16 protein-coding genes are annotated in these 22,220 nt (G+C 59.7%); 5 read left to right on the top strand and 11 right to left on the bottom strand.

Features of this window, described 5'->3' with window-relative positions; translation table 11 throughout:
* Positions 1-269: 269 nt before the first annotated feature.
* The 7 genes from cmk to mtnA form a co-directional block, all read right to left on the bottom strand.
* Positions 270-959, bottom strand: coding sequence for a (d)CMP kinase (cmk, locus tag ACQKPC_RS19475; protein ID WP_427625948.1), 690 nt, complete (start codon positions 957-959; stop codon positions 270-272).
* Positions 956-3,163, bottom strand: a complete 2,208-nt coding sequence (locus ACQKPC_RS19470; protein ID WP_427625950.1) for a bifunctional prephenate dehydrogenase/3-phosphoshikimate 1-carboxyvinyltransferase — start codon at positions 3,161-3,163, stop codon at positions 956-958. Before ACQKPC_RS19470 ends, cmk begins: the two co-directional genes overlap by 4 nt.
* Positions 3,164-3,191: 28 nt before the next feature.
* Positions 3,192-4,304, bottom strand: a complete 1,113-nt coding sequence (hisC, locus tag ACQKPC_RS19465) for a histidinol-phosphate transaminase (protein WP_063341135.1) — start codon at positions 4,302-4,304, stop codon at positions 3,192-3,194.
* 12 nt (positions 4,305-4,316) lie between these two features.
* Entirely contained in the window at positions 4,317-5,411 is a 1,095-nt protein-coding gene (gene pheA, locus ACQKPC_RS19460; RefSeq protein ID WP_007899727.1) for a prephenate dehydratase, read from the bottom strand.
* The gene (gene serC, locus ACQKPC_RS19455) at positions 5,411-6,496 is read right to left on the bottom strand and encodes a 3-phosphoserine/phosphohydroxythreonine transaminase (RefSeq protein ID WP_095055364.1); all 1,086 of its coding nucleotides are present in this window, start codon (positions 6,494-6,496) and stop codon (positions 5,411-5,413) included. The genes pheA and serC overlap by 1 nt, the downstream gene beginning before the upstream one ends.
* Before the next feature lie 307 nt (positions 6,497-6,803).
* A complete protein-coding gene (gene gyrA, locus ACQKPC_RS19450) occupies positions 6,804-9,473 on the bottom strand; it encodes a DNA gyrase subunit A (protein WP_008071610.1) in 2,670 nt (889 codons plus the stop codon).
* A 417-nt stretch (positions 9,474-9,890) separates the two neighbouring features.
* Positions 9,891-10,967, bottom strand: a complete 1,077-nt coding sequence (mtnA, locus tag ACQKPC_RS19445) for an S-methyl-5-thioribose-1-phosphate isomerase (RefSeq protein WP_192344038.1) — start codon at positions 10,965-10,967, stop codon at positions 9,891-9,893.
* A gap of 109 nt (positions 10,968-11,076) precedes the next feature.
* On the opposite strand from mtnA, the gene ACQKPC_RS19440 reads away from it, so the two are divergent.
* The 5 genes from ACQKPC_RS19440 to ACQKPC_RS19420 all read left to right on the top strand — a co-directional run bounded on the left by ACQKPC_RS19440 (position 11,077) and on the right by ACQKPC_RS19420 (position 16,107).
* Positions 11,077-12,411, top strand: a complete 1,335-nt coding sequence (locus ACQKPC_RS19440) for a TRZ/ATZ family hydrolase (protein WP_427625947.1) — start codon at positions 11,077-11,079, stop codon at positions 12,409-12,411.
* A 71-nt stretch (positions 12,412-12,482) separates the two neighbouring features.
* Positions 12,483-13,181 (top strand): bifunctional 2-polyprenyl-6-hydroxyphenol methylase/3-demethylubiquinol 3-O-methyltransferase UbiG, encoded by a 699-nt coding sequence (gene ubiG, locus ACQKPC_RS19435; RefSeq protein ID WP_007899720.1) that lies wholly within the window; start codon positions 12,483-12,485, stop codon positions 13,179-13,181.
* A gap of 4 nt (positions 13,182-13,185) precedes the next feature.
* Positions 13,186-13,857, top strand: coding sequence for an N-acetylmuramic acid 6-phosphate phosphatase MupP (gene mupP, locus ACQKPC_RS19430; RefSeq protein WP_218397619.1), 672 nt, complete (start codon positions 13,186-13,188; stop codon positions 13,855-13,857).
* 208 nt (positions 13,858-14,065) lie between these two features.
* Positions 14,066-14,806 (top strand): YciK family oxidoreductase, encoded by a 741-nt coding sequence (locus ACQKPC_RS19425; protein ID WP_063341138.1) that lies wholly within the window; start codon positions 14,066-14,068, stop codon positions 14,804-14,806.
* A 374-nt stretch (positions 14,807-15,180) separates the two neighbouring features.
* Positions 15,181-16,107, top strand: coding sequence for a GGDEF domain-containing protein (locus tag ACQKPC_RS19420; RefSeq protein ID WP_192344035.1), 927 nt, complete (start codon positions 15,181-15,183; stop codon positions 16,105-16,107).
* A gap of 189 nt (positions 16,108-16,296) precedes the next feature.
* On the opposite strand, the gene ACQKPC_RS19415 is transcribed toward ACQKPC_RS19420, so the two are convergent.
* From ACQKPC_RS19415 to ACQKPC_RS19400, 4 genes are all read right to left on the bottom strand, one after another.
* Entirely contained in the window at positions 16,297-17,058 is a 762-nt protein-coding gene (locus ACQKPC_RS19415; protein ID WP_219734651.1) for a TenA family transcriptional regulator, read from the bottom strand.
* Between the two features lie 77 nt (positions 17,059-17,135).
* Positions 17,136-19,595, bottom strand: coding sequence for an EAL domain-containing protein (locus ACQKPC_RS19410; protein WP_427625946.1), 2,460 nt, complete (start codon positions 19,593-19,595; stop codon positions 17,136-17,138).
* Between the two features lie 196 nt (positions 19,596-19,791).
* Complete coding sequence (locus tag ACQKPC_RS19405; RefSeq protein ID WP_427625945.1) at positions 19,792-21,609, bottom strand: ABC transporter ATP-binding protein; 1,818 nt, start codon at positions 21,607-21,609, stop codon at positions 19,792-19,794.
* Positions 21,602-22,204 (bottom strand): DsbA family protein, encoded by a 603-nt coding sequence (locus ACQKPC_RS19400; protein WP_427625949.1) that lies wholly within the window; start codon positions 22,202-22,204, stop codon positions 21,602-21,604. The genes ACQKPC_RS19405 and ACQKPC_RS19400 overlap by 8 nt, the downstream gene beginning before the upstream one ends.
* Positions 22,205-22,220: the final 16 nt, after the last annotated feature.

Below are 22,220 nucleotides of genomic sequence, written 5' to 3'. Positions count from 1 at the left end.
CCGCCCGTTGGTGGCGGTGTACGGCTCGACGTCGCCGGGTTTCACACCACCGTTGTCGATATCAACGATAACACCGGTGATGATGGAGCCTGCCTGAAGGTTCAGGGTTTTTAGGCTTTCTTCAAAGAGTTCCGCAAAGCTTTCGCTCATTTTAATTCCTGTTGATAAGGGCGAAGAATACGCCCATCTCCACACCCCAGACGGTGTGGGTTAGTTTCATATGAAAGAAACACCGCAGGACTATGACTGGTCCCCTGCAGCTTTCTTGGTCACCCGGCGATATCGCGAATGGCGATCTCGCTCATGATGCGTTCCAGCACCTGATCGATGGACAACTCCGTGGAATCCAGCTGTATCGCGTCGGCCGCCGGCTTGAGCGGGGCTACTGCGCGCTGGGTGTCACGCTCATCGCGTGCACGTATCTCATCTAGCAGACTCGACAGACTAACACCATCGACTTTGCCCTTCAACTGCAAGTATCGACGGCGCGCACGCTCCTCGGCACTGGCAGTGAGGAATATCTTCAGCGGCGCGTCCGGAAAAACCACCGTACCCATGTCGCGACCATCGGCCACCAGACCCGGCGATTCCTGAAAGGCCCGCTGGCGCTGCAGCAGCGCTTCACGAACAGCGGGCAGCGCAGCGACCTGCGAGGCACCCGAGCCGATACTTTCGGTACGGATGACATCGCTGACTTCGTCGCCTTCCAGAATAATGCGCTGCAGCTGACCGTCGGTCGCCGCGATGAATTGCACATCCAGATGAGCGGCGAGCTTTTTGAGCAATTCCTCATTCGTCAGGTCGACGCCATGGTTATGCGCCGCGAACGCCAGCAATCGATACAGCGCACCGGAATCCAGCAGGTTCCAGCCCAGGCGCTTGGCCAGCATGCCGGCGACCGTGCCCTTGCCAGAGCCGCTTGGCCCATCAATGGTGATGACCGGTGCAATGTTTTTCACGACTGAGCCTCTTGCGCAACACGGATACCGACCTGCGCGCACAGCGCGAGGAAGTTCGGAAACGAGGTCGCGACGTTGGCGCAATCATGGATGCGGATCGGTGCAGTGGCGCGCAACGAAGCCACGCTGAACGCCATGGCAATCCGGTGATCGCCGTGACCATGCACTTCGCCGCCGCCGATCTGGCCGCCGTCGATGATGATGCCGTCCGGGGTCGGCTCGCATTTGACGCCCAGTGCCAGCAAACCATCCGCCATGACCTGGATCCGGTCCGACTCCTTCACGCGCAGCTCTTCGGCGCCGCGCAGCACGGTGCGCCCTTCGGCACAGGCAGCGGCCACGAACAGCACCGGAAACTCGTCGATGGCCAGTGGAACCAGCGCCTCGGGGATCTCGATACCTTTGAGTTTAGCTGCCCGTACGCGCAGATCCGCTACCGGCTCGCCGCCGACTTCACGCTGGTTTTCCAGGGTGATGTCCGCCCCCATCAGGCGCAGGATGTCGATCACGCCGGTACGGGTCGGGTTGATGCCGACGTGCTCGAGCACCAGCTCCGAACCTTCGGCAATCGACGCGGCTACAAGGAAGAACGCCGACGACGAGATGTCGCCCGGCACTTCAATGTGGGTCGCGGTCAGCTTGTGGCCGGACTCGACCGAAGCGGTGGCGCCATTGACGGTCACCGGGTAGCCGAAACCGCGCAGCATGCGCTCGGTGTGATCGCGAGTCGGTGCCGGCTCGGTGACGGTGGTCTTGCCTTCGGCATACAGACCCGCCAGCAACAGACAGGATTTAACCTGGGCGCTGGCCATCGGCATGGTGTAAGTCAGGCCCTTGAGCTTGTTGCCGCCACGGATGGTCATCGGTGGACGACCTTCAGCAGCGGTCTCGATCACGGCACCCATTTCACGCAGCGGATTGGCCACGCGGTTCATCGGACGCTTGGACAGCGAAGCATCGCCGGTCAGGGTGCTATCGAAGTTCTGCGCAGCCAAAAGGCCAGACAGCAGACGCATCGACGTACCGGAGTTGCCCAGATAGATCGGGCCCGGCGCAGGCTTGAGGCCATGCAGGCCGACGCCATGGATGGTCACACGACCGTGGTGCGGACCTTCGATGACGACACCCATGTCGCGGAAAGCCTGCAAGGTTGCCAGAGCGTCTTCACCCTCAAGGAAACCTTCCACTTCGGTGACGCCTTCGGCCAGGGAACCGAGCATGATCGAGCGGTGGGAAATCGATTTGTCGCCCGGTACACGAATCCGCCCAGTCAGGCGGCCACCAGGTTGTGCCAGGAAAATCAGATCGTTGGAATTCATAGCGTCCACATAGGCCCGGCGGGCCAGGATTTTACTGAAATGCTCGCGGGCAACCCGGGCGCGCGTGAACACGCCCAACAATTGGTGCCCATCCCCTGCATCGACCGCGTCGCGCAAGGCGTCGAGGTCGCTGCGAAATGTATCGAGTGTGCGCAGGACAGCTTCGCGGTTGGCGAGGAAGATGTCGTGCCACATGACCGGGTCGCTACCGGCGATTCTTGTGAAATCGCGGAAACCGCCCGCAGCGTAACGGAAGATCTCAAGATTTTCATTGCGTTTGGCCAACGAATCGACCAAACCGAACGCCAGCAAGTGCGGCAGATGGCTGGTCGCCGCCAGCACTTCGTCATGACGCTCGACCTGCATGTGCTCGACGTCGGCGCCCAATTCGCGCCACAACCGGTCAACCACTGCCAGCGCGGCCGGATCGGTCTGATCCAGCGGCGTCAGAATCACTTTATGACGACGGAACAGTTCGGCATTGGAGGCTTCCACCCCGCTCTGCTCGGAACCGGCAATCGGATGCCCCGGCACGAAGCGCGTCGGCATGCCGCCAAACGCCTCGGTCGCCGCGCGCACCACATTGCCCTTGGCGCTGCCGACGTCGGTCAGAATCGCTTGCCCCAGGTCCATGCCCGCCAACAGCGCGAGCAGTTTCTCCATGGCCAGGATCGGCACCGCCAGCTGAATCACATCAGCGCCCTGGCAAGCCGCCGCCAGGTCTTCTTCGCAGCGATCCACCACGCCTAACTCGACCGCCAGCTTGCGCGACTGCGGGTCGAGATCGACCCCGACCACTTCGCGACACAGACCGCTTTCACGCAGGCCTTTGGCAAACGAACCGCCGATCAAGCCCAGACCAACCACCACCAGGCGACCGATCATAGGTTGCGCAGATTGCAGCGCAGTGACATCAACCACGAGCCATAACCTTGGTCAGCGCCTCGAGGAAGCGGCTGTTTTCTGCCGGCAAACCGATGGTGATACGCAGGTGGTTCGGCATGCCGTAGTTGGCCACCGGACGCACGATCACACCTTCACGCAGCAACCCCTCGAACACTGGTGCCGCAACGCGACCCAGATCGACACAGATGAAGTTGCCTTTGGATGGAATCCAGCTCAACCCCAGCTCGCGGAAACCCGCTTGCAGCTGCTGCATGCCGGACTCGTTCAGGCGGCGGCTTTCGGCCAGGTACTCGACGTCTTGCAGAGCCGCACAAGCGGCGGCCAGCGCGAGGCTATTGACGTTGAACGGCTGACGCACACGGTTCAGCACATCGGCGACGATGGCCGAGGACAAGCCGTAACCGACCCGCAGCGACGCCAGGCCATAGGCTTTGGAGAAGGTGCGCGAGACCAGCAGGTTCGGGTAGGCCGCCAGATAATCCAGGCCATCGGGCAAGTCGCTGCCTTCGGCGTACTCGATGTAGGCCTCATCCAGCACCACCAGCACATGGGCCGGCACGTCCTGCAGGAAATCATCCAGCGCCTGGGCGTCGAACCAGGTCCCGGTCGGGTTGTTCGGGTTGGCGATGAACACCACACGAGTATCGGCATCGATCGCGGCGAGCATGGCCGACAGATCGTGGCCCCAGTCTTTGGCCGGGATCACTTTTGCCTGGGCACCAACGGCCTGAGTGACAATCGGATAGACCGCAAACGCATGGGCGCTGAACACTGCGTTCAGGCCTGGCGCCAGATAGGCGCGCGCCACCAGCTCCAGAATGTCGTTGGAACCGTTGCCCAGCGTTACCTGGTTGAGCTCGACGCGGCACTGATCGGCCAGCAGGGTCTTGAGCGCAAAACCGTTGCCGTCCGGATAGCGGGTCAGCTCGGTCAGCGCTTCGCGAATCGCTGCCAACGCCTTGGGACTGGCGCCCAACGGGTTTTCGTTGCTCGCCAGTTTGACGATATTGGCCGGATCGAGGTTCAGCTCACGGGCCAGTTCGTCCACGGGCTTGCCCGGAACGTAAGGCGAAAGTTGTTGCACGCCCGGCTGTGCCAGAGCGAGGAAGTTGCCACTCATTTGCTACCGCCCTTAGAGAACTGCTTTCGGGTAGGAACCCAGCACCTTGAGTGCTACTGCTTCCTGACTGATCTTTTCCAGCACACCTTTGACCAGTGGGTCGCGGTGGTGGCCGACGAAGTCGATGAAGAACACGTAGGTCCATTTACCGCTGCGCGACGGACGGGTCTCGATGCGTGTCAGGTCGATGCCGTTGTCATGGAACGGCACCAGCAACTCATGGAGCGCGCCGGGTTTGTTGCTCATGGAAACGATGATCGAGGTCTTGTCGTCGCCGGTCGGCGGTACTTCCTGGCTACCAATCATCAGGAATCGTGTCGAGTTGTCCGGACGATCCTCGATTTTTTCGGCCAGACGAGTCAACCCGTACAGACCGGCGGCCATGTCGCCGGCAATCGCCGCCGAGTTCCACTCACCCTTGACCCGCTTGGCCGCTTCGGCGTTGCTCGAAACCGCCACGCGCTCGACATTCGGGTAATGGGCGTCCAGCCACTTGCGGCACTGAGCCAGGGACTGGGCGTGGGAATAGATGCGGCTGATGCTGTCGGTCTTGGTGTTTTCACCGACCAACAGGTGATGGTGAATCCGCAGTTCGACTTCGCCGCAGATCACCATGTCGTGCTCGAGGAAGCTGTCGAGGGTGTGGTTGACCGCGCCCTCGGTGGAGTTTTCCACCGGGACCACGCCAAAGTTCACCGCACCGGCCGCGACTTCACGGAACACTTCGTCAATCGCCGCCATCGGCTTGCTGATCACTGCGTGGCCGAAGTGCTTCATGGCTGCAGCTTGGGTGAAGGTGCCTTCAGGGCCGAGGTAAGCCACTTTCAGCGGCTGCTCGAGGGCCAGGCACGAGGACATGATTTCGCGGAACAGCCGCGCCATCTCTTCGTTGCCCAGCGGCCCCTGGTTACGCTCCATTACACGCTTGAGCACCTGGGCTTCACGCTCAGGACGATAGAACACCGGCACTTCGCCTTCGGCCAGCGAGGCCATCTTTACTCGCGCAACTTCCTGGGCGCAACGTGCGCGCTCACTGATCAGCTCCAGGACTTTTTCGTCCAGAGCATCAATGCGCAGGCGCAGTGCCTTGAGTTCTTGCTCAGACATTAGCCGTGTTCCTTCTCGAACTCTGCCATGTACGAAACCAGTGCGTTGACCGCAACGATATCGACGGCGTTATAGATGGAGGCACGCATGCCACCCACGGAACGGTGGCCTTTGAGGTTCAGCAGACCGCGTTCGTCGGCACCAGCCAGGAACGGCTTGTCGAGACGATCGTCGGCCAGACGGAACGGCACGTTCATCCACGAGCGGTCCGACTTGTTGATCGGGTTGCTGTACATGCCGCTGGCGTCGATGAAGTCGTACAGCGTGCGCTGCTTCACTTCGTTGAGTTTGCCGATGGCTTCGACACCACCCTGCTCTTTCAGCCACTCGAACACCAGACCGGACAAGTACCAGGCCAGGGTTGGCGGGGTGTTGTACATCGAGCCGTTATCGGCCGCGACCTTGTAGTTGAGCATGGTCGGGCAAATGGAACGGGCGTGACCCAGCAGGTCTTCGCGAACGATGTTCACGACAACGCCGCTCGGGCCGATGTTTTTCTGGGCGCCGGCGTAGATCATGCCGAAGCGCGAAACATCCACCGGACGCGAAAGAATGTCCGAGGACATGTCGGCGACCAGCGGCACATCGCCGGTTTCCGGAATCCATTGGAATTCCAGGCCGCCAATGGTTTCGTTCGGTGCGTAGTGAACGTAGGCCGCATCTTTGGACAGGCTCCATTCGTTCTGACCGGGGATAGCGAAATAGTCGTAAGGCTTGGCGGTGGCGGCAACGTTGACGTGGCCGTAGCGCGAGGCTTCTTCGATAGCTTTCTGCGACCAGATACCGGTGTCGATATAGTCGGCGGTGCCGCTTTCCGGCAACAGGTTCAGAGGAATCTGAGCAAATTGCTGGCTCGCGCCACCTTGCAGAAACAGCACTTTATAGTTCGAGGGGATATTCAGCAGATCACGCAGATCCTGCTCGGCCTTGGTGGCAATGGACACGAACTCATCGCTGCGATGGCTCATTTCCATGACCGACAGGCCCTTGCCGTGCCAATCAAGGAGTTCACCCTGGGCGCGTTTCAGGACAGCTTCGGGAAGCGCCGCAGGACCGGCACAGAAGTTATAGGCTCTCTTGCTCACATCCAATCTCGCTCTGATTTGGTGGTATCACGCAATAAATCACAACATCAATCGCCACGAAACTCACGTGGGAGCGGGCTTGTGTGGCGAGGGGGCTTGCCCCCGTTCGATTGCGAAGCAATCGTAAACCGGTCAGCGCATTTCTAATGCAAGATCGCGCTGACTGATTTCAGGGGCGCTTCGCACCCCAACGGGGGCAAGCCCCCTCGCCACAAAAGCTCCCACACCGGATCTTCGTGGGTGTCGAAATATTCTCAAGGGACAAACAACAAGGGGGCGAATCTTCATCCGCCCCCTGCTTGCCCGCTTACTCTTGCGGCTCTTCGTCAGCGGCGGCGTCGAGTTGCTGGTCTTCGGCAACGTCGTCGATCACGACTTCACCGTCGAACACTGCACCCTCTTCACCTTCAAGCCCTTCGCCTTCCAGCTCTTCGCCTTCGACTTCCGACGGCTCTTGAACCCGCTCCAGGCCCACCAGCGTTTCATCGCTGGCCAGCTTGATCAAGGTTACGCCCTGGGTGTTACGACCCAGGCTGGAGACTTCGTCGACACGGGTACGAACCAACGTACCCTGGTCGGAAATCAGCATGATTTCCTCGCCGTCGAGCACCTGGACTGCGCCGACCAGACGGCCGTTACGCTCGTTGCTGACCATGGCGATAACGCCCTGACCGCCACGCTTGTACTCAGGGAACTCGGTGATCGCGGTGCGCTTGCCGAAACCACGCGCCGAAGCGGTGAGGATCTGGCTGCCTTCTTCCGGGATCAGCATGGAAATCAGCTTCTGGCCTTCCGGCAGACGCATACCGCGGACACCGCGAGCGGTACGGCCCATGGCGCGAACGTCGGTTTCCTTGAAGCGAGTCACCTTGCCGCCGTCGGAGAACAGCATGACTTCACGCTCGCCATCGGTAATAGCGGCAGAGATCAGTACGTCGCCTTCGTCCAGCTCCAGCGCGATCAGGCCGACGCTGCGTTGACGGCTGAAGGATTCCAGCGGGGTCTTCTTCACGGTGCCTTTAGCAGTGGCCATGAAGATGAAGTGACCTTCGGTGTATTCCTCGACCGGCAGCATGGTGGTGATGTATTCATCACTGTCCAGCGGCAGCAGGTTGACCAGCGGACGACCGCGGGCAGCGCGGGACGCTTCGGGGATTTCGTAGGTTTTCAGCCAGTACACTTTACCTTTGCTGGAGAACAGCAGCAGCGTGGTGTGGCTGTTGGCGACCAGCAGGTGAGCGATGTAATCCTCATCCTTGACGCCGGTGGCCGATTTGCCTTTACCGCCACGACGCTGAGCCTGGTACGCAGCCAATGGCTGGGTCTTGGCGTAGCCACCGTGGGAAATGGTCACGACGCGCTCTTCTTCCGGGATCATGTCACCCAGGGTCAGGTCGAGACGGGCATCGAGAATCTCGGTGCGACGCACATCGCCGTACTCGGCGCGGATCACTTCCAGCTCTTCGCGGATCACTTCCATCAGGCGCGTGGCGCTGCTGAGGATACGGATCAGCTCGCCGATCTGGTTGAGGATCTCTTGATACTCGGCCAGCAGCTTTTCGTGTTCCAGACCGGTCAGACGGTGCAGACGCAGCTCCAGAATGGCTTGCGCCTGTTCCGGCGACAGGAAGTACTTGCCGTCGCGCAGACCGTATTGCGGGTCCAGGGTCTCTGGACGGCAAGAATCGGCGCCGGCACGTTCGACCATCGCAACAACGGCGGAAGATTCCCAGGCCGTGCTGATCAGCGCTTCCTTGGCTTCCGACGGCGTTGGCGAGGCCTTGATCAGGGCGATGACCGGGTCGATGTTCGACAGGGCAACCGCTTGACCTTCCAGAATGTGGCCACGTTCGCGCGCTTTACGCAGCTCGAACACGGTACGACGGGTAACCACTTCGCGACGGTGACGAACGAACGCTTCCAGCAGGTCCTTGAGGTTCAGGATCCGCGGACGGCCGTCGATCAGCGCGACGATGTTGATACCGAACACCGCTTGCAGCTGGGTCTGGGCGTAGAGGTTGTTGAGGATCACCTCAGGCACTTCACCGCGACGCAGTTCGATCACGACGCGCATACCGTCCTTGTCGGACTCATCGCGCAGTTCGGTGATGCCTTCGAGCTTCTTCTCTTTGACCAGCTCGGCGATCTTCTCGATCAGACGCGCCTTGTTCAACTGGTAAGGGAGTTCGGTGATGACGATCTGCTGACGACCACCGACCTTGTCGATGTCTTCGATCATCGAGCGGGCACGCATGTAAATGCGCCCGCGACCGGTGCGGTAGGCTTCGATGATGCCGGCACGACCGTTGATGATTGCGGCGGTCGGGAAGTCCGGACCAGGGATGTATTGCATCAGCTCATCGACGGTCAGTTCCGGGTTGTCGATGAGTGCCAGGCAACCGTCGATGACTTCACCGAGGTTGTGTGGCGGGATGTTGGTCGCCATGCCCACGGCGATACCGCTGGAGCCGTTGACCAGCAGGTTGGGAATACGGGTCGGCATGACCGCCGGGATCATTTCGGTGCCGTCGTAGTTCGGCACCCAGTCCACGGTTTCTTTGTGCAGGTCAGCGAGCAGCTCGTGCGCCAGCTTGGTCATGCGCACTTCGGTGTATCGCATGGCCGCGGCATTGTCGCCGTCCACCGAACCGAAGTTGCCCTGACCGTCTACCAGCAGGTAACGCAGCGAGAATGGCTGCGCCATCCGAACGATGGTGTCGTACACCGCGGTATCACCGTGAGGGTGATACTTACCGATCACGTCACCGACAACACGGGCAGATTTCTTGTACGGCTTGTTGAAGTCGTTGCCCAGCTCGCTCATCGCGAACAGCACACGCCGGTGCACGGGCTTCAAGCCATCGCGCGCATCCGGCAGTGCCCGCCCGACAATCACGCTCATCGCGTAGTCGAGGTAGGACTGCTTCAGCTCGTCTTCGATATTGACCGGGAGGATTTCTTTGGCCAGTTCGCCCATGAGAAGCCTGATTCCTTTTTCTGGTGAAACTTCGTCACATCCATATGGGACGAACGAAGCTCGCCGATGCAGACTGAGTGCCGTGCACCGACTTACGACAAATCAACGAGTTATGCCATGGATCTGCGCAGTAAAGGCAGCCACATCAGGCTACCCTGGAAACCGCCGGATGTTATCACAAGAGCCGCCACGCACCTATCCCCCAGATGCGCATGGAGCATAGTTAGTTGACCGGTGACAGGCTTGAAAGGGACGAGAGGGGCTTAGAGCCAAATTTCATGGGAGATTGAAGTGTATTTGTTGCCTATAAGACCCCATCGCGAGCAGGCTCGCTCCCACATTGGATCTGCATCGTGCACAAATCCCCTGTGGGAGCGAGCCTGCTCGCGATAGCAATCTTTCAGGCGCCAGAAATTATTAATGCAGACGCTTACGACACATCAACTGCGCCATTTTCGCCGTATCCGGCCGTTCGACGATGCCTTTTTCGGTGACGATTACATCAATCAGGTCAGCCGGGGTCACATCGAACACCGGGTTGAATGCATCGACATCCGCCCCGAGCCGCTTGCCACCGACTTCCAGCAACTCGCGACCATCGCGCTCTTCGATGGGAATCTCATCGCCACTGGCCAGGTTCATGTCGATGGTCGAACTCGGCGCCACTACCATGAAGCGCACGCCGTGGTGCATGGCGTTGACCGCCAGTTGGTAGGTGCCGATCTTGTTCGCCACATCACCATTGGCGGTGATGCGGTCAGCACCGACGATCACCCAGGTCACACCCTTGGTTTTCATGATGTGCGCGGCGGCGGAATCGACATTGAGGGTCACCGGAATGCCTTCATTGGCCAATTCCCATGCGGTCAATCGCGAACCCTGCAGCCATGGGCGGGTTTCGTTGGCGTAGACGCGCTCGACCATGCCTTCGATGAACGCCCCGCGAATCACCCCCAGTGCCGTGCCGAAGCCGCCGGTGGCCAGTGCGCCGGTGTTGCAGTGCGTGAGGATCGCCTGGGCGTTGCCCTGATGCTTGCGGATCAAGTCCACGCCCAACTGAGCCATGGTCAGGTTGGCTTCGCGATCACTTTCATGGATGGCGATGGCTTCGGCCTCCAGCGCCGCCAGAGGGTCTGCGTCGTCCTTGAGGCGGTCCAGGCGGTCGCGCATGCGACTCAAGGCCCAGAACAGGTTAACCGCTGTTGGACGGGAATCGGCCAGTAACGCGTAATCCTCTTCCCACGCGGCCTGCCAGTCACCGCCCTCGGCAATTCGGGCGCGGGCTGACAGCACCATGGCATACGCCGCACTGATGCCAATGGCCGGCGCGCCGCGCACCACCATTGAGCGAATGGCCTCAGCCACGCCCGCGGCGCTGGTGTAGGCGATCCAGGTTTGCTCGAATGGCAAAATACGCTGATCCAGCAGATACAGGGCGCCATCACGCCAATCGATGGCTTTCACCTTCTCCGCAGCCAACAGTCGATCGCGCATCCACTTACCCCGCACTCATGAACAAAAGCCGTCGATTATAGCGATCCCCCCGCGAAGACGCTCGGGTATACTTCGCCATCCTTTACAAAAGCACTGGAACCGACTTTCGATGCCGACCCCCACCGCTGCGCTCGACCTGTTATTGCTGCCGACCTGGCTGGTACCTGTCGAACCGGCTGGCGTGGTCCTTAAAGAGCATGCCCTGGGCATCCGCGACGGTCGTATCGTATTTATCGGCCCGCGCGCAGCAGCCTTGAAGTTTAACGCAACCGAAGTCCGCGAATTGCCGGACATGTTGCTCAGCCCGGGCCTGATCAATGCTCACGGGCATGCGGCAATGACGCTGTTCCGCGGCCTGGCCGACGATCTGCCATTGATGACCTGGCTGGAAAACCACATCTGGCCGGCCGAAGCCAAGTGGGTCGACGAGGCTTTTGTACGCGATGGCACTGACTTGGCCATCGCCGAGCAGATCAAAGGCGGCATCACCTGTTTCTCCGACATGTATTTCTTCCCGAAGGTCGCCAGCGAACGCGTACATAACAGCGGCATTCGCGCCCAGATCGCCATTCCGATCCTCGATTTCCCGATTCCAGGCGCCGCCACGGCGGATGAAGCCATTCGTCAGGGCGTTGAATTATTCGGTGATCTCAAGCATCACGAGCGGATCAAAGTCACCTTTGGGCCCCATGCACCCTACACCGTGGGTGACGAAACCCTGGAAAAAATCCGGGTGATCGCCGAAGAGCTGGACGCCTCGATTCACATGCACGTCCATGAAACCGCTTTCGAAGTGCAGCAGTCGGTCGAGCAGTGCGGCGAACGCCCTTTGGCCCGCCTCGGTCGCCTGGGCCTGCTCGGGCCGCGGCTGCAGGCCGTTCACATGACCCAGATCAGCGATGAAGACCTGATGCTGCTGGTAGAAAGTAACACCCATGTGATTCATTGCCCGGAGTCGAACCTGAAACTGGCCAGCGGTTTCTGCCCGGTCGAGCGTTTGTGGCGGGCCGGGGTCAATGTGGCGGTCGGCACCGATGGCGCGGCCAGCAATAATGACCTCGACCTGCTCGGCGAAACCCGCACCGCTGCGTTGCTGGCCAAGGCCGTCGCCGGGTCGGCCACGGCGCTGGACGCCCATCGCGCCCTGCGCATGGCCACGCTCAATGGCGCTCGCGCGCTGGGCATCGAAGCTGAAACGGGTTCGCTGGAAGTCGGTAAAGCGGCGGACATCGTCGCGTTCGACCTGTCTGGCCTGGCGCAGCAACCGGTCTACGACCCGGTTTCGCAACTGATCTATACCACTGGCCGCGACTGCGTGAAACACCTTTGGGTTGCCGGCAAGCAACTGCTCGACGACCGTCGCTTGACCCGCCTGGATGAAGCACAGCTGTGTGCCACCGCCAAGGCCTGGGGCAGGCGCATCAGCGGCCACACCGAATCGTAAGCACCGAATTGTAAGCACCCTGGACCGAAACCGGGGCAACAGGATTTTTCAAGTTTTAGAGGACTGACACCATGAGCAACGTCGACTACGCCGAAATCGCCAAATTCGAAGCCCTGGCCCATCGCTGGTGGGACCGCGAAAGCGAGTTCAAACCGCTGCACGACATCAACCCGCTACGGGTCAACTGGATCGATGAGCGGGTCCATCTGGCCGGCAAGAAAGTCCTCGACGTCGGTTGCGGCGGCGGCATCCTCAGCGAAGCCATGGCTCAACGCGGCGCGACCGTAATGGGCATCGACATGGGCGAAGCGCCGCTGGCCGTCGCTCAGCTGCACCAACTGGAATCCGGCGTGAGCGTCGAGTACCGGCAGATCACCGCCGAAGCGCTGGCTGAAGAAATGCCCGAGCAATTCGACGTAGTGACTTGCCTGGAAATGCTTGAACACGTGCCGGATCCGTCGTCGGTCATCCGCGCCTGCTTCAAAATGGTCAAACCGGGCGGCCAGGTGTTCTTCTCCACCATCAACCGCAACCCGAAGGCCTATCTGTTCGCCATCGTCGGCGCCGAATACATCATGAAGTTGCTGCCGCGCGGCACCCACGACTTCAAGAAGTTCATCCGCCCCTCCGAGCTTGGCGCCTGGAGCCGCATGGCCGGCCTGACCGTCAAGGACATCATCGGCCTGACCTACAATCCGTTGACCAAGCATTACAAACTGGCGGCCGATGTGGACGTCAATTACATGATCCAGACCCTGCGCGAGGAGTAAGCCGATGCGTATCAGAGCAGTCCTTTTCGACATGGACGGCACCCTGCTCGACACTGCGCCGGATTTCATCGCCATCTGCCAGGCGATGCGCGCTGATCGTGGTTTGCCGCCAATCAACACTCAACACATCCGCGATGAAATTTCCGGCGGCGCCAAGGCGATGGTCGCCGCAAACTTTTCCATGGACCCGGAATCGCCGGGGTTCGAGGAACTGCGTCAGGAATTCCTCGACCGCTACCTCAAGGGTTGCGCGGTCCACAGCCATCTGTTCGACGGCATGGCCCAGGTGCTGGAAAAAATCGAAAAAGCCAACCTGATCTGGGGCGTGGTCACTAACAAGCCGGTGCGTTTCGCCGAGCCGATCATGCAGCAGCTGGGCCTGGCCGAACGTTCGAAGGTGCTGATTTGCCCCGATCATGTGAAGAACAGCAAACCGGATCCGGAGCCGTTGATCCTGGCGTGCAAGATGCTCGACCTGGACCCGGCCAGCGTGCTGTTTGTGGGCGATGACCTGCGGGACATCGAGTCCGGCCGCGATGCCGGCACCAAAACCTGCGCGGTGACCTACGGTTATATTCACCCGGACGATAACCCCAAGCACTGGGGCGCGGACGTAGTGATCGATCATCCGCTGGCGTTGCTCGAGGTGCTGGATAACGCTTTGTGCAGTTGCTGACCTAATTGGGCGGCAGGAAGCATTTTGTGGCGAGGGGGCTTGCCCCCGTTGGGTCGCGAAGCGGCCCTCCATTCGGTACCTTCAGTCAGACCGTGTTCTCAGGTTTTACGACTGCTTCGCAGCCGAACGGGGGGCAAGCCCCCTCGCCACAATAAGCTCCCTCGCCACAAGTGCGATGCCTGCCTGTTGAATTGTTGTGAGGTTTTTTATGTTTGATTATTCCGCCCGCCCTGACTTGCTCAAGGACCGGGTCATCCTGGTCACCGGCGCAGGCCGTGGCATCGGTGCTGCCGCTGCAAAAACCTACGCCGCCCACGGCGCCACCGTGCTGCTGCTGGGCAAGACCGAGGCCAACCTGACTCAGGTCTATGACGAAATCGAAGCGGCCGGGCATCCACAACCGGCCGTGATTCCGTTCAACCTGGAAACCGCACTGCCTCATCAATACGATGAACTGGCAGCCATGATCGAGACCGAGTTCGGCCACCTCGACGGCTTGCTGCACAACGCATCAATCATCGGTCCACGCACCCCGATCGAGCAGTTGTCCGGCGAGAATTTCATGCGCGTCATGCACGTCAACGTCAACGCCATGTTCATGCTCACCAGCACCCTGCTGCCACTGCTCAAGCTGTCTCAGGACGCCTCAGTGGTGTTCACCTCCAGCAGCGTCGGTCGCAAGGGCCGTGCGTACTGGGGCGCTTACGGCGTTTCCAAGTTCGCCACCGAAGGCCTGATGCAAACCCTGGCCGACGAAGTAGACACCGTGGCACCGGTGCGCTCCAACAGCATCAACCCCGGCGCCACCCGCACCAGCATGCGCGCTCAGGCCTACCCCGGTGAAAACCCTCTGAACAATCCGACACCCGAGGAGATCATGCCGGTCTACCTTTACCTCATGGGTCCGGACAGCACCGGCATCAATGGCCAGGCATTCAACGCTCAGTAGTGCCCGTGCGTCGCTTTTCTGCCGCGACGGCTTCCCGCCGCGGCATTCAAACCCGGTGGTAACTACCCCTGCTTCAAGTCAAATAAATGTCACCACGCGGCGCAACTCCCCGTGCACAACCTTCCAGCATATTGATTTTTAAAACTTTTTATTCGACTGAACCGAATGGCACGACTTTCGCTCTAATTTTGTTCAGACACGCCGTGTGAAAGCAGACGAGGCGGAGCTTGAGCCGAGAGGTTACTAATCTTCGGCAAAGCGGACTAAACTCGTGCCAAATGTCCTACGGGACTGATGGACCAGTATGACGCGCAGCCCAAAGCCGCTCTCACCCAGCCTGTAAGACAGCCTTACTGCTTAGGGGCTCACGCCATATGAAATCACCTTCCCAGACCAACGCAATTGACTTCGACAGTGCCAAATTGCAACGCCTGGGCTTTGGTCAGCAGCCTCCCCTCCTGGAGCGGCCCGACAGTCTTGCGCAGTTGCGCCAAACGCTGGGCCTGCAACTGCAAACCAGTCTTGAGCCGCAACGCATTCTCGGACTTTTCTTCCGTGAAATTCAGCGCCTTGTGCCGCTGGATGCCTTGAGTTACGAACATCAGCCCAGCGACTTGCGCCTGCAATTCGGCGCGCGAGGCCATCATTCAATCAGCTACAGCCTCAGCCATGAAGGCGAGCAATTGGGTGAGCTGGTGTTCCGTCGCAATCAGCGTTTCAGCGAACAGGAACAGGGCAACCTGGAGTCACTGTTGTCGACCCTGCTCTTCCCCATGCGAAACGCCCTGCTCTACCGAGCGGCGACTCAAAGTGCATTGCGTGATCCGCTGACCGATACCGGCAACCGCATCGCCATGGATCAGACGCTGGAACGGGAAATCGAGATGTCGCGGCGACACTCGCAACCCCTGTCGCTGCTGATGCTGGACATCGATCATTTCAAACAGATCAACGACACCTACGGGCACAGCGCCGGCGATGAAGTGCTGAAGGCCGTGGCCGCCTCGATCAAAAATCAGTTGCGCAACGTCGATATGGTGTTCCGGTTTGGTGGCGAAGAATTCCTGATTCTGCTTTCCAACACCAGTCGGGAAGCAGCAGCCATGGTCGGTGAACGACTGCGGTTTGCGGCGCAGGCTCAGGACTATGTGGCCGAGGGCAAGATGATCGAACTGACGGTCAGCATCGGTTGCTCGACGCTGCTTCCCGGCGAGTCTGCCGAAAGTTTGTTGCGACGGGCCGACAGTGCGTTGTATGTGGCCAAGCGCGAGGGGCGTAACCGGTTGGCAATGGCAGGCTGATATTTCAGCACCGCTGTATAACCAATGTGGGAGCGGGCCCGTGGCGAGGGGGCTCGCCCCCGTTGGCTGCGAAGCAGCCCCCAAATCTCTGATGCACCAAAGATCTTGTGAGTGCTACGCACTCAAACGGGGGCGAGCCCCCTCGCCACAGGCCCGCTCCCACATTTGGTTTGTGTTGTTTTCAGGGGATCAGCTTTCAGCCAACGCCATCCGCTCACGGGCTACCGGGGTTTTCACTGCCAGTTCCAACTGCATGCAACGTTCCAGGAACAGGTACATGTAGTCGTAACTTTTACAGACAGCCTGGCGCAATTCCACTTGCAGCGCTTTGCTCGGGTTCATGCCCGCCAAGGTGCAGATGATTTCCAACGCTTCCCATGGATGGGCATCGTCGTACTGGGCATGCATCTTCAACCACTTCATGGCCCGCTTGCGATCTTCCTCGGGGAACGAGGCCGCATAGACGCCATTGGAGCAAACCAGGGCCGACCACTCCCCCGTCGCCCCTTCGATGGCGTAATTGGTGGCGGCGATGGCCACGATCAGCGAGTCCGACGAACTGGTGTGCCAGCACCAATGGCTCAAGGCGTGAAGCTCTGGTGCCACGTGTTGCGCTTGCAGATCTTCCAGGCTGATACCGTGGGCACGACTCCAGTGGACCCAGTAGTCGGCATGGTTCAATTCGACGCGAATGTTGCGCATCAGCCAGCGACGCGCCATGTCTTCGCCAGGGTGGCGCGCAAACCGGGTCTTGGTCAGGTTCTGTGCCATATATAGAGCGAACTGTTCGACCACCGGCCAGCCACCAATAAGGTACTGACGCATGGTTTTTGCACTGAGTCTGTTATCTCGCATGCGTTGATACAGTTCGTGTCCGACAACCCGGCGCTTGCTCTCGCTGCAATCCTGGATCAGTTGCTGAGCCCAGGCGGGGTAACTTGCAGCTTCCATGAGTGGTCCGGTTCTGTTGAATGTATCGATCACTGTCGCGCTCCTTTTGATTGTGATTTTAAGATCAACAAGAGATTTCAACGGAACGTGCCCGGCGCCTTGAACAACAAGGATCGGGGCCTGGCAGGACGACTTTGCAAACTATCCCAGGTAAACAGATGCGGGCGTTCAATCACATACCCTTGAGCGTAATCCACTCCGATCTCCAGCAATGCCTGCTCGATCTGAGGTGTTTCAACGAACTCTGCAATCGTGCGCTTACCCATGACATGACCGATGTGATTGATCACTTCGACCATGGCGCGGTTAATCGGGTCGTCCAGCATATCCTTTACGAAACTCCCGTCGATCTTCAGGAAGTCTACAGGTAAATGTTTCAAGTAAGCGAATGAGGACATACCGGCACAAAAGTCATCTAGCGAAAAATGACAACCTAAACCTTTGAGTTCATTGATAAATTTAGTTGCGCTAGCCAGATTTGCAATAGCGCTGGTTTCTGTAATTTCAAAACAAATCATTTCAGGTGGAATTGAATATGCAACAAACTGTTCACGAAGGAAGTCCAGAAACGCCTCATCTCCGATAGTAATACCTGACAGATTTATCGCACACATGGCCAACGGCCCTTCGCGCTCTTCGGCGACGCACTGGGCAATGACTTTGAAAACGTTCTCCACTACCCAACGATCAATCGATGTCATCAAACCGTAACGCTCGGCGGCCGGAATGAAACTGTCCGGCAGAATCATGCGTCCCGCTTCGTCATGCAGGCGCAGCAGTATTTCGATATGCCCGCCGCCATGCTCACCAGGGCCAAGAGGCGCGATCTCCTGGGCGTACAGGCAGAAGCGGTCTTCTTCCAGCGCCACGTGCAGGCGCTGCACCCAGGCCATTTCGCCAAACCGCAAGGACAGCTCCGAGTCGTCGGCGTGATAGACCTGAACCCGGTTGCGGCCCTTTTCCTTGGCCATATAACAGGCCATGTCAGCGGCACGCAATGAAGCTTCAAGGGTGGCCGGACTCTGGACCACATGCACCAGGCCAATGCTCACGGTGGTCACAAACGGCCGGCCTTTCCAGACAAAATGCAGGTTCTGCACGGTCTGGCGCAGGCCTTCGGCGATTTTCTCGGCCGCTTGCGGCGCGCAGTTTTCCAACAGAACGCCAAACTCGTCACCCCCTAGCCGGGCCAGGGTGTCGCCTTCGCGCAAACCTGATTGCAACAACGCACATATATGCCGCAACAACTCGTCGCCCGCCGCATGACCGCAGGTGTCGTTGACCAGTTTGAATTGATCCAGGTCGAGAAACATCAAGGCGTGACGCCCCGCCTGGCGCGTCAGGTTATGCAGGGCCTGCTCCAGCCGATATTCGAACTCGCGGCGGTTGGCCAATCCGGTCAGAGCATCATGAGTCGCCTGCCACGACAGATTGGCGATGTATTGCCGCTCCTGGGTCATGTCATGCAGCACCAGCACGGTGCCACTGACCCTGCCCGTATTGCGGATCGGCGCGCCGACCAGAGTGACCGAAACCGTGCTGCCATCCAGACGCTGGATCAGTTTTGAATGCTCGCTGCCACCGCTGAGCTGACCGCTCAAAATGTGCTCGATCAAGGTAAAACCGTCGGCCTGAGCGTCCTCATCCAGCAGATTGAACAGCGCCGCCAATGGCAACCCCGCCGCCTGTTCGGCCTTCCAGTGAGTCAAGGCCTCGGCGGCCGGATTCATATAGACAATCGCGCCCTCGACGTCCGTGGTGATCACCCCGTCGCCAATCGATTGCAGAGTGATCTGTGCCCGGTCTTTCTCCAACTGCAAGGCATCGGCGAAGGCATGGCGCTGCTTGAGCAGTTTATGCGTACGCAACAGAGCTAACACAATCAAGCCCAACGCAGTGGCCAGGTTCGTCACCAACAGCAGCCGGAGAATCACCCGTGAGCCTTCGCCCAAGGCATCGCTGAACGCTTTGGCGGCGGGCGTCACGCCATCGTTGATGGCAAAAATCTGCTCTTTCCAGCGTTTGACGTCGGCATCGGTGACCTGGCTATCGGCAATACGCTGATGCATCTCCCGCGCGACGTCATGGAGTCGCACCAGATACGCGTCACCGACCGTCCACAGCTCGATGGCTTTCTCCAGGTAACTGAAATTCCGGAAATTGAGGTACAGCCAAATCAAACTGGAGACGTCGTCCGGGTGGTTGCCGCCCTTGAGGATCGCGATTCGCGCTGCCTCGATATTCGGTGGCTGATGGTCCAGCGCCAGACGCAATTCATGGCCCCCCTGAGGCACCGCAATCGCGCTCTGGTATTTGAGAAAAATCGTTTCGTCGCGACTGTCGGCGTAGAGATTGAGGTAATAGATGGCGTCTTTCTGGCCCTTGGACCACAGGCTTTCCCCGCCGACGTAACCGCGAACCGCCGAAAGAACGTAAAGACTGACGCCTCCCAACAATGCCTGAAATAACACGACGGCGATAAAAGGCCAGACGATGCCCAACAACCGAGGGGTTGCGAGAGTCCTTTTTGGCTTCATGAGGTCCCTTGTCTTAACACTGCTCGATCGTCGTCCGGACGAAAACGCTACCGCTAGACTAGGATGGGTTCTCACTCTAGGCAAGCCGGGGAAGCTCATGCTCAACAGCAGCACAGTCCCGGCGATTCAGGGCTGGCTCGTCTTCATGTGCTAATCCTTGCCGGGGAAAATGCCCTGAACGTCTTGTGGCATTAATCTAGTGCTGCTGTAAATGCCCATAAAGCTTGGCGTACAAACCACCATCGGCAATCAGCTGCTGATGGTCGCCATCCTCGGCAACCTGGCCACCGTCGAACACCAGCACTCGGTCAGCCTGCTTCACGGCCGACAACCGGTGCGCAATGATCAGCGTGGTGCGGTGACTCAAGAACCGCGCCAGTGCCTGGTGCAGGTTGTATTCGGTGGCCGCGTCCAGGGCGGACGTGGCCTCGTCGAGGATTACCACTTTGGGTTCGGCCAACACCATCCGCGCAATCGCCAGGCGTTGACGCTGCCCGCCGGATAAACGCACACCGGAGCGCCCGACAATACTGTCCAGGCCATTGGGCAATTCACGCACCGTGTTGTGCAGTTGAGCAATTTCCAATGCCTGCCAGCAGGCTTCATCGCTGCGTTCGCGGCCCATGGTCAGGTTGGCGCGCACGGTGTCGTTGAACAGTGCTGGGTGCTGCAAGACCACGGCGACATTTTCACGCACGGTTTCCAGGCCGATCTCTTCCTGAGTCGAACCACCGAAACGGATGGTGCCGGCCAGCGGTGTGTACAAGCCCAGCAGCAACTGCACCAGGGTGCTTTTGCCACCGCCGCTGGCGCCGACAATCGCGACTTTTTCACCGGGGGCAATCGACAGGTTCATTTGGTTCAGCACCAATTCGTCGCCATAGCCGAAACTCAATCCCTGAACTTCGATGCCTACCGTGTCGCGCCCCTGAAACGGGTCGACACTGCCGCTGTATTGCGGCTCATCAGCACGGGCCAGCAACTCGTTGATGCGCGACAGCGCACCGCCAGCGGCGTAAAAGGCGTACTGCAGGTTGAGCAGTTGTTCCACCGGACCGATCATGAACCACAGGTAGCTGAACACGGCCAGCATCTGGCCGATGGACAGGTCGGAAAACAGCACGGTGAGCATGGCCGCAGCGCGAAAAATATCGATGCCGAACTGGAACAACAAGCCGCTGGCGCGGTTCGATGCATCGGTTTTCCACTGCGAGTTCACCGCGTAATCGCGCACTTCACGCGCTCGCTGGCCCAGCCGTCCGAGGAAAAAGCCCTGCCGATTACCGGCGCGCACTTCCTGGATGGCATCCAGGGTTTCGGTCAAGGCCTGGGTGAAGCGCGAGGTGCTGTCGTTCTCGAGTTTCTTCAGGTGTTTGACCCGCTTGCCCAACTGCACCGTGGCATAGATCACCAGCGGGTTGAACAGCAGGATCAGCAGCGCGAGTTTCCAGTGCATCCACATCAGGATCGAGGCGGTGCCCACCAGCGTCAGCATGGCCACGAGGAAACGACTGAGGGTTTCGCCGACGAATTTGTCCACGGTGTCCAGGTCGGTGACCAGGTGCGTAGTCACCGTGCCGCTGCCCAGGCTTTCGTATTCGCCCAGCGAGATACATTTGAGCCGCTCGATCAACCGCACCCGGATCCGATACACGATGTCCTTGGCCAACGCCGCAAACAACTTCGCCTGCACCACGTTGAACAACAACGCCGCACAGCGTAGTGCCAGAGTCACCAGCAGCATCAGGCCAATGTAACCCGCAGCTTTCTGCCAGACGTCGGGCAGCGCGTGGTTCATGATTTTCAGCGCGGCGTCGCCGTGGCCCAGCAGCACTTCGTCGACCAGCAACGGCAACAGCAAGGGGATCGGCACGCTGCACAGCGTTGCCAATACCGCGACGCCGTTGGCGATCCACAGGGATTTTTTATGGTGAAGGGCCAGGCGACGGATTTCTGCCCAGCTCAGACGGTCGACACGTGCAGGGGCTGGAACGTTGTCGGGCAGGTCATGCACAGGCAGCGCGCTCCAGCCAGCGGCCGAGCAATGGTGACAACACATTCAAAGGTTGATACCCATTGGTCAGCAACGCCAATTGACCATCACGCTCTGCCAGCAAGGTCGGGAAACCGGCAATGCCCAGGTCCTGGACCCAGGTGAAATCGGCAGCGGTCGCGGCGTGCTGATCGGCACGGTCGAACGCGGCGGCGAACTCGATGCGCGGCAAACCGGCCTGCTCCGCCAGTTCCACCAACACGCTGGCGCGGGTGACATCACGCCCCTCGGCATAGAACGCATGCTGGATCAGCCCGAGCAGTTTCCAGGCGCAGTCCGGCGCCAGGCTGCGCGCCGTCACCAGCGCCCGACAGGCAGGCTCGGTGTCGTAGACAAACCCGTCGGGCAACGCGCCTTCAAACTTGAACGGCTGGCCGGTGGCCTCGGTGACCGCCTGCCAGTGCTCAAGGATATAGCGCCGGGTGGTCGGCTCCAATGCTGAGCCGCTGCCGGTGCGCAAACCGCCGACGACCAGATGCACGTCCACCCCCGCCGCCTGCGCCTGCTCGACCAGCGCGTTGGCCACTGGCGCAAAGCCCCAGCACCAGGAACACATCGGGTCCATCACATAG

The organism is Pseudomonas sp. NPDC089918, from assembly GCF_050280605.1.
GTDB lineage: Bacteria > Pseudomonadota > Gammaproteobacteria > Pseudomonadales > Pseudomonadaceae > Aquipseudomonas.
This window is presented reverse-complemented; position numbering and strand designations above follow the sequence as displayed.